The organism is Microbispora sitophila (genome assembly GCF_014892245.1).
Lineage (GTDB): Bacteria > Actinomycetota > Actinomycetes > Streptosporangiales > Streptosporangiaceae > Microbispora > Microbispora siamensis.
Genome location: NZ_JADBGC010000047.1, coordinates 20,661 through 29,494, shown reverse-complemented (window position 1 = coordinate 29,494; position 8,834 = coordinate 20,661). Strand labels below are relative to the sequence as shown.

The window sequence follows — 8,834 nt, the reverse complement described above, 5'->3', positions numbered from 1 at the left end:
TACAGGCCCCGGCCCTTCTGGGCGCGTACCCGGCCGAGCGCGGACAGGATCTTCACGGCCTCGCGGACGACGGTGCGGCTGGTTCCCAGCTGCCGGGCCAGGTCGTTCTCCGTCGGCATGCGGTCGCCCGGCCGCAGGCCCAGCCGGGCGATGAGCTCCAGCACCTGCTCGGCCGCCACCTCATAGCCCGGCCGGTATCCGCCCTCACGCTGAGTGTCGGTCACCGTGCTTCCTCCTCGCCGCTCCCTGCAAGAGTATGACGGCTGATCGAGCACGGCCCTTTGCGAGGGGTCCGACGGCGTGCGATCAGTACGACACATCTGCACGGTTCAGGCGAGATGGTCGGCATGAGCGGGCGCGGCGGCGGGCGTCGCCGCGCAGCTCAATGAGGTATTCGGCCCGCTAGGACGACCAGAATCAATCCGAGCGTGAGCCGGTTCACCGGCGGACCTCCCGCCCGGCGCCCCGGGCAAGCTCCAGCACCTCCTCGGCGCTGAAGCGGCACTGGTCTCCCTGCACGCTCATGGCCAGGGAGGCCATCGCCGTCCCCCGGCGGAGCGCATCCTCGGGGGAACCGTCGAGTACGCCCCACAGCACGCCTGCCGCGAAGGCGTCCCCGGCGCCGATCCGATCGACTCCGACGGTGGGCAGTGCGGGGGCGGCGAAGGACTCGCCGTCCCACCGTGCGACGGCGCCGTCGGCCCCGGCCGTCACCACGACGCGGCCGACTCCCAACCTCTTCGCCAGATCGTTCGCCAGCGTCGGGGGATCGCCGGCCAGGCCGAAGAGGTCGTGCGCGTCCTCGGCCCGGCAGATCAACACGTCGATGTCGGATGCCATCTCGGCGGTGAATGAGGCGGCCTTTTCCGGCGAGGACAGCGCCGCTCGATAGTTGACGTCGTAGACGACCAGAGCGCCACGCCTGCGCCCCTCACGCGCCGTCCGCAGCACGAGCGCGTCCGACCCCGGCGCCAGGGCGGCGGTGATGCCGGTCAGGTGGATGATCCGCGCCTCGCACACGGCGGCCCAGTCGAGATGGTCGACGCGGAGCGAGCCGAACGCGGTGCCGGCCCGGTCGTAGAGGACGCTCGTCGGGCGCGGCGGGGAGCCGATCTCGGCGAAGTAGAGTCCGAGGCGCTCGCCGGCCGTCCACCGCACGGTGTCGAGGACGACGCCGGCGCTCGCCAGTGAGTCCGCGACCCGGCGCCCGAGGACCGTGTCCGGCAGCGCCGACGTCCAGCGAGCGGACACGCCGACCGATGCCAGGGCGACGGCGACGTTCGCCTCGGCGCCGCCGACGTGCACGCGCAACTGGCCGCAGTCGCGCAGCCGCTCGCCCGACGGGGGAGACAGCCGCAGCATGGCCTCACCCAGCGTGGAGACCTCGACGCGACGGCTGCTCGCAGGGCCTTCGCTCCGTTGCTCACTCATGCCCGGGAAATCACCCCTCTTGACTCACGTCGGTAACGCCGCTTTCATCATACCTATTATGTGTTACGTCACATGCACCAAGGGAGCCAGAGACAAGTGAGACAAGGCCATTTGGCATCCCTCGTGGGAAGCATCTCCCTCGTGGTCACCGGCGTCGTCGTGGTCGGCGCCACGCCGGCGCTCGCCGTGCCGCCGCATCCCGGCAGGACCACGATCGTCGTCTCGCCGAGCGGCGACGATCACAATCAGGGCACGCCGGGCAAGCCGCTGCGCACGCTGCCCGCGGCGCAGGCGATGGCGCGCGCGTCGGCGCGCGCGGGCAGCGCCGTGACGGTCGTGCTGAGGGACGGAACCTATCGGCTCGACAAGCCGCTGCGTTTCACCGCGGAGGACTCGGGCACCAGCGCCAAGCCGGTGACCTGGACCGCCGCGGAGGGCGCGCACCCGATCATCTCGGGCGGCGGGGCCGTGACCGGCTGGACGCCGTACGACGCCGGAAAGAACATCTTCGTCGCCTCGGTGCCCAAGGGGCAGGACAGCCGCCAGCTCTACAAGAACGACGCGGCGGTGCCGCGCGCGGCTATCAAGATCGCTCGCAGCGATGTGACGATCACCGAATCCGGCATGGAGATCAAGAATCCCGCGCTGAACTACCTCGCGACGCTGCCGGACCAGAGCCGCATCGAGGTCGAGAGCCAGGGCTCCTTCACCGATCGGTACGCGCCCGTGAAGAGCATCAGCGGCACGACGATCACCATGCAGCAGCCCGCGTGGCAGAACAACAACTGGGGGTACGACACCCTGGCACGCCCGTTCGCGGGCGGTCAGCTGCTGCTCGAGAACTCCTACGCGTTCCTGCAGGAGGGGCAGTGGTACCTCGACCCCTCCGCCGGCAAGCTGTACTACCGTGCCGCCGCCGGTGAGGACCCGAACGGCGCGTCGTTCGTGCTGCCCTACCTCGAGTCGCTCGTGCAGATCGCCGGGAGCTACGCGGAACCGGTGCACGATCTGACCTTCTCTGGCATCCAGTTCTCGCACTCGACCTGGCTGTCCCCCGGCTCGTCGATCGGCTACGCCGACCAGCAGAACGGCGCCTTCATCGCGAAGACCGTCCCGCAGCCGGCCGACTACCTCACCAGCTGCCAGTCGGGCTGCAAACTGTTCGAGGGCGCGCGCAACGGCTGGAACCAGATGCCGGCGGCGGTCCAGGTGGCCGCGGCCACCCGCGTGAAGTTCACGGACGACACCTTCGCCCACCTCGGGCAGGTGGGCCTCGGCATCGGCCTGGACGCGAACGCCAACGGAGCCGGGATCGGGCTCGGGGTCACCGAGACGACGGTCCACCACAACCTGTTCACCGACCTCGGTGGCGCGGGGGTCGTCGTGGGCGGCGTGCAGCCGGACGCCCACCACCCGAGCAATCCGGCGATGACCCTGCGCGACATCACGATCGACAACAACTTCGTGACCGACGTCGCGAAGGACTACAAGGAGATGTCGGGCATCCTGTCCACCTACGTGGACCACGCCGTGATCACGCACAACGAGGTCTCGAACCTCGCCTACGACGGGATCGACACCGGCTGGGGCTGGGGCGCGAACGACGTGGGCGGCAGCCAGGACTACAAGAACCGGGGCCTGTACGACTACCAGCCGATCTACACCACGCCGACGACGCTCAGGAACACCGAGGTGACCGGCAACCTGATCCACGGTGTGAAGAAGGTCTTCCACGACGGCGGGAGCCTGTACAACCTGTCGGCCAACCCCGGCGCCGTGTTCAGCGGCAACTACATCTACGACACCAGGCGCACGGTGGGTCTCTACCTGGACGAGGGATCGCGCTACGTGACGATGAAGAACAACGTGGTCCAGGACTGCGGAGTGTGGGTGTTCACGAACTCCTACGGGACGATCAACAACACCAGCGACAACGTGCTCCAGCACAACTGGTACAACTCCGGCGTCACCCAGACGCCGAACACCACCGAGCACAACAACCAGCTGATCGACAACATCCAGGTGTCGGGTACGGCCTGGCCCGAGGACGCCCAGCGGGTGATCGAGCAGGCCGGCATCGAGCCGCACCTGCGGACCTTCCCGGGGGTCTCGCAGTAGCCGCCGGAGCGCAGTAGTCGCCGGACGACGATGAGGCGGGGAAGCCGGACGGCTTCCCCGCCTCTCACGTCGTGGCGGCGCGCTATCTCGCCAGCCACCCGCCGTCCACCGGGATGACCGCGCCGCAGACGTAGTCGGACGCCGCCGAGCTGAGGAAGACCGTCGCTCCCGCGATGTCGTCGCCGCGGCCCCAGCGTCCGGCCGGAATCCGCTCCAGGATCGACCGCGACCGTTCGGGGTCGTCGCGGAGCGCCGCCGTGTTGTCGGTCGCGATGTAGCCGGGCGCGATGGCGTTGACGTTCACGCCCCGTCCGGCCCATTCGTTGGCGAGAGCGCGGGTGAGGCCGGCGATCCCGGACTTCGCGGCGGTGTAGCCGGGCACGTTGATCCCGCCCTGGAAGCTCAGCATGCTCGCCGTGAACACGATCTTGCCGCGGCCGCGCTCCAGCATGGGACGTGCGACCAGCTGCGTGAGGGCGAACTGGCTCGACAGGTCGATCTCGATCACCCGATCCCACCACGAGAGCGGATGCTCCGCCGCGGGGGCCCGTTCGATCGTGCCCGCGTTGTTGATGAGGATGTCGGGGGCCCGTTCCGCGAGTTCGGCGCCCAGCGCCAGGACCGCGTCGCGATCCGCGAAGTCGACCGCCCGGCTCTCGAAGGATCGGCCGAGCCCGCGGATCGACTCCGCGATCTCGTCGTCGGCCCGCGACTGAGCGCTCACACCGATGATGTCCGCACCGGCGGCGGCGAGGGCCTCTGCCATGGCGCGACCGATGCCCCGGCGGGCGCCGGTGACGACGGCGAGACGGCCGTGGAGGTCGAACAGGCCGTTCATGCCACCTCCTCGCCTCGCGGCTCGCAGTCGCATGAGCGAATCGCGCCGTGTCCATTGATCCGCTCGCTACGCTCGCTCATGCCCGGGCCTCCCCTGCGACGTCCACCAGGATCTTCATGGCGCGGCCCGCCGAGAGGTCGTCGATCGCGGAGGCGATCTCCTCGATCGGGACGACGCCGGAGATGAGGGCCTCCGCGGGGATCAGCCCCCTGCCGAGCAGGTCGACGGCACGCTCGAAGTCCGACCGCTGGTACACCCGGGCGCCCAGCAGCCGGAGCTCGCGCCAGAACACGCGCTGCAGGTCCAGCTCGCGAGGGGCGGAGTGGATGGCCACCACGACGATCGTCCCGCGCACCTTCGCCAGCGCGGTGGCCGAGCGGGCCGCGGCTGCGGCTCCCGACACCTCGAACACCACATCGGCGCCGGTTCCGTCCGTCCAGCGCTCGACCTCGGCGACCATGTCGGCGGAGGAGGGGTCGATCACCTCGATGCCGAGCTCGGCGACGCGGCTCCTGCGAGAGGCGTCCACCTCGGCGACCATGACGTGAGCGCCCGCGTTCCGCGCCACGACGGCGATGAGCACCCCGATGGGGCCGCCCCCGAGCACGACGGCGTGGTCACCGACCTGGAGGCCGGAGCGCCGGACGTCGTGTACCGCGACGGCGACGGGCTCGACCAGCGCCGCCGTACGCAGGTCGAGGCCGGGGGGGAGCGGCACGGCGATCGAGGCCGGGACGTTCCACCGTTGCTGCAGCCCTCCGGGGGAGTCGATGCCGACGAAGACGAGGTTCTGGCAGATGTGCTGGTGGCCGGCGAGGCAGGCGGAGCAGGTGCCGTCCCACACCAGCGGCATGACGGTCAGGGGGTCGCCGACCTTCCAGCCCTCCACGCCCGCGCCGATCGCCGCCACCGTGCCCGACGTCTCATGGCCGAACACGAGAGGCGTCCGCACCCTGGAATCCATGTCGCCGTGCACGATGTGGAGGTCGGTTCCGCACAGCCCGCAGTAGGCGACGGCGACCTGGATCTCGCCGGGACCGGGCGGCTCGACGTCCACGGGCACGGTCGCGAGGCGACCCTCGCCCATGTATGCAGCACCCTTCATCGAGTGTCCTCACTCTCTGCGGTGGTTGAGACCGCTTGCACACGTCATACGTATGCTCTATTTTCATCACACCGCGCGAGTCGTCAATGTGGGGGACAGGACAAAGGACACCAGATGGTACTTAACAGGCATGTCGGCTGTACCGAGCGGCGGATGCGCATGATGGGTGGGGTGGGTGCTCTCGCCATCGCCCTCACGCTGGCCGGCTGCGGCGGCAATGGCGGTTCTTCGGTCGGCTCCTACGGCTTTCCGCAGGTGACGCAGGACGACAAGGCCGCGATCACGGTGTGGGTGGACGCCGACCGCTCAGGCGCGGCCGACGCCTTCAAGAAGGCCAACCCCGACGTGAAGGTCAACGTCGTCACGTATGACGGCTCCGCGAACGGCTCGAACTCGTTCCGGACGAAGGTGCAGCTGTTCGACCGGGCGGGCAGCGGCTGGCCCGATGTGGTGTTCTCGACGCAGAACAACGACGCGGCCTGGGCGAGCCAGAAGAGCAACGGCAAGCAGGCGTTCGCGGCCGTGCTCAACAGCGGGCTTGTTCCGAAGAGCACGCTCGACGGCTTCACGCAGGGTTCGCTGGCGCCGTGCACGGTCGAGGGCAAGGTCTACTGCCTCCGCAACGACCTGGCGCAGGTGGCGCTCTGGTACAACAAGGACCTGCTCGACAAGTTCGGCTACAGCCTCCCCACCACCTGGGAGGAGTACCAGGCGCTCGGCGAGAAGGTGGCCAAGGAGCACCCCGGCTACATCGTCGGCGCCGTCGGAGACTCCTTCGCCCCGGAAATCTACTTCTGGGGCAGCAAGTGCCAGGCGAACGGCATCACCGGTCCCACGTCGGTCACGGTCAACACCGAAAGCACGGAGTGCAAGCGCGTCGCGTCGATGCTCGACGTTCTGATCAAGAACGGCACCGTCCCCAACCTGAGCGTCTTCACTCCGGAGTTCGTGAAGAAGTACACCGGCAAGGTGCTCCTGATGCCGGGCCCGGCCTGGTACGCGGGCGCCATCTTCAACAACCCGCAGTCGCTCAACGTCCCCGCGGGCCAGCTCGGCGTCGCGGCACCGCTGGCCTGGCAGGGCGACAGCGCTGTGACGGGCAACGTCGGGGGCGGCACGTGGTTCATCAGCAGCCACTCGAAGAACCTCAAGGCGGCCGAGAAGTTCGTCGAGTTCGTCACGACGGCCGACGACTACCAGGTGAACCTGGCTCCCGGATACCCGGCCTACGCGTCGGCCGCGGAAAAGTGGGTCAAGAAGCAGGAGTCGAGCGGCTACTACGCCACCGACCTCCAGGCGTTGATCAAGGCCGGGTCGCAGATCTGGACCGGGTGGGGCTCCGGGGTCTTCAGCCAGGAGGCGATCTGGGCCAAGACGATCACCCCTGCGATCGCCGACGGCAAGAACCTGGTCGATCTCCTTCCCGAGTGGGGGACCGCGATCAAGAACCAGGCCCAGGTCAACGGCTACACGGTCAAGTGACATGACGGTTACGGATGAGGCCGCCCGGTCTGCGGTGATCCCGCCCGGGCGGCCGGCCGGCCGGAGCGACGGCGGTGAGCGGAGCGCGATGAGCTACGCCTTCATCGCTCTCTACGCGGTGCTGACGGTCGCGTTCGGCATCCTTCCGGCCCTCTACTCCCTCTACCTCGCGTTCACCGACGGCGACGGCGGCTTCGCGGGCATCGCCAACTTCACCAAGGTCATGAGCGACTTCCGCTTCCTGCCCGCCGTCGGGCACGTCGCGCTCTACCTGGTGATCTGGCTGGTGGCCCTGGTGGTACTGGTCTCCTTCCTGGCCATCGTGGTCCACGCGGTCCGCGTGCGCTGGCTCAGCCGGACGCTCCGGTTCGTCTTCTACCTGCCGGGCGCCCTCGCGGGCGCGTCGAGCGTGCTGCTGTGGCTGTTCGTGCTCGACCCGACCGCCAGCCCGGTCGGCGGCCTGCTGCGTCTGATGGGTTTCTCCAGTTTCGTGCAGGTCATCGTGCCGGCGAACCTGCCCCCGGTGTTCGCCGTCATCGCGTTCTGGACCGGCGCGGGCGGCTGGATCGTCATCATGTACGGCGCGCTCAACAACATCAGCGCCGACGTGATCGAGGCCGCGCGCATCGACGGCGCCGGCACGGTGCAGATCGCCTGGCACATCCAGCTGCCGATGCTGCGTAAGTGGATCTCGTATATGGGCATCATGTCGCTCGCCGCCGGCACGCAGCTGTTCGTCGAGCCGCAACTGCTCTCGCAGGCGAGCAACGCGATCGTGCCCAACGACTATTCGCTGAACCAGCTCGCGTACCAGTACGCGTTCCAGCAGAACGATTTCAACGGAGCCGCGGCCATCTCCCTGCTGCTGCTCGTCGTCGCCCTCGCGCTGTCGGCCGTCTTCGTGACGCGCGGCGGCCTGTTCGAGAGGGGCTGAGCTCATGACGACAGTGGACGCCGGCCGCGCAGTGGCGCGACGGAATAGCGTCAGCGGCTGGAGCGGCCGGACGATCGTCGCGGTCGTGGTCGCGATCTTCGTGCTGTTCTTCGTCATCCCGATCGTCTGGCTGCTGCTGGCGACGACGAAGTCGGCGCACGGGCTCATCGTCGACAACCCGTTCCTGCCCGGGAGCATCCACGACCTGGCCGCCAACTGGGACCAGTTGTTCGGCTTCCAGGACGGCGCGGTCACCGCGTGGGTGGGCAACTCGGCGCTGTACGCCCTGGGCGCGCTCGTCATCACGCTCATCGCGAGCATTCCAGCGGGGTACGCGATGGCCCTGACGGAGTTCCGGCTGCGGCGGCCACTCCTGGTGCTGACGCTGATCGTCATGCTGATCCCGAACACCGCGCTGGTCCTGCCGATCTTCCTCGAGCTGAACGTGGTGGGGCTGATCGGCAGCCCGCTCTCGGTGATCCTCCCGATGTCGTTCTTCCCGTTCGGGGTGTACCTCACGTACATCTACTTCTCGACCAGCGTCCCGCGCGACCTGCTCGCGGCGGCGCGCCTCGACGGATGCGGCGAGCTTCAGGTGTTCACCCGGGTCGCGCTGCCGCTGGCGGCGCCGATCGTCGCGCTGGTGGCGTTCTTCAGCTTCGTGCAGAGCTGGAACAACTTCTTCCTGCCCTTCGTGATGCTGCCATCGAGCGAGGGGTATCCGGTCCAGGTCGGCCTGACCTCCCTGCTCGCCTCCACCCCGGCGTTCAACCCCAGCTCTGCCGGCACCCTGTCCGTGCAGCTGCCCACACTCGCGCTCGCGACCGTCATCTCGGTGCTGCCGGTGCTGATCGTCTTCCTTTTCGCACAGCGCTTCCTGGTCGCGGGCATGACGGCCGGGGGCACCAAGGAGTGAGTCGAATTCC

General features: G+C 68.7%; 8 protein-coding genes. 4 read left to right on the top strand and 4 right to left on the bottom strand.

The window, feature by feature from the left end; genetic code table 11:
- The coding region (locus tag IL992_RS44230; RefSeq protein ID WP_193209471.1) for a FadR/GntR family transcriptional regulator at window positions 1-224 on the bottom strand (224 nt) is incomplete at its 3' end.
- A 214-nt stretch (window positions 225-438) separates the two neighbouring features.
- On the bottom strand, window positions 439-1,431 hold the full coding sequence (locus tag IL992_RS44225) for a sugar kinase (protein ID WP_193209262.1): 993 nt from the start codon (window positions 1,429-1,431) through the stop codon (window positions 439-441).
- Between the two features lie 123 nt (window positions 1,432-1,554).
- On the opposite strand from IL992_RS44225, the gene IL992_RS44220 reads away from it, so the two are divergent.
- Window positions 1,555-3,549, top strand: coding sequence for a right-handed parallel beta-helix repeat-containing protein (locus IL992_RS44220; RefSeq protein WP_193209261.1), 1,995 nt, complete (start codon window positions 1,555-1,557; stop codon window positions 3,547-3,549).
- A gap of 82 nt (window positions 3,550-3,631) precedes the next feature.
- Here the strand turns inward: IL992_RS44220 and IL992_RS44215 are convergent, their stop codons facing one another.
- Together IL992_RS44215 and IL992_RS44210 are read right to left on the bottom strand one after the other, a co-directional pair.
- Window positions 3,632-4,387, bottom strand: coding sequence for an SDR family oxidoreductase (locus IL992_RS44215; protein ID WP_193209260.1), 756 nt, complete (start codon window positions 4,385-4,387; stop codon window positions 3,632-3,634).
- A gap of 76 nt (window positions 4,388-4,463) precedes the next feature.
- Window positions 4,464-5,492, bottom strand: coding sequence for a zinc-dependent alcohol dehydrogenase (locus tag IL992_RS44210; RefSeq protein ID WP_193209259.1), 1,029 nt, complete (start codon window positions 5,490-5,492; stop codon window positions 4,464-4,466).
- A 171-nt stretch (window positions 5,493-5,663) separates the two neighbouring features.
- On the opposite strand from IL992_RS44210, the gene IL992_RS44205 reads away from it, so the two are divergent.
- From IL992_RS44205 to IL992_RS44195, 3 genes are read left to right on the top strand one after another with little or no spacing between them, the layout of a single operon-like run.
- Window positions 5,664-6,974: an ABC transporter substrate-binding protein gene (locus IL992_RS44205; RefSeq protein WP_319019228.1), complete on the top strand. Its 1,311-nt coding sequence runs from the start codon at window positions 5,664-5,666 to the stop codon at window positions 6,972-6,974.
- 1 nt (window position 6,975) lies between these two features.
- The gene (locus tag IL992_RS44200; RefSeq protein WP_193209258.1) at window positions 6,976-7,908 is read left to right on the top strand and encodes a carbohydrate ABC transporter permease; all 933 of its coding nucleotides are present in this window, start codon (window positions 6,976-6,978) and stop codon (window positions 7,906-7,908) included.
- Between the two features lie 4 nt (window positions 7,909-7,912).
- Window positions 7,913-8,824, top strand: a complete 912-nt coding sequence (locus IL992_RS44195; protein ID WP_193209257.1) for a carbohydrate ABC transporter permease — start codon at window positions 7,913-7,915, stop codon at window positions 8,822-8,824.
- The last annotated feature ends 10 nt before the right edge of the window (window positions 8,825-8,834 follow it).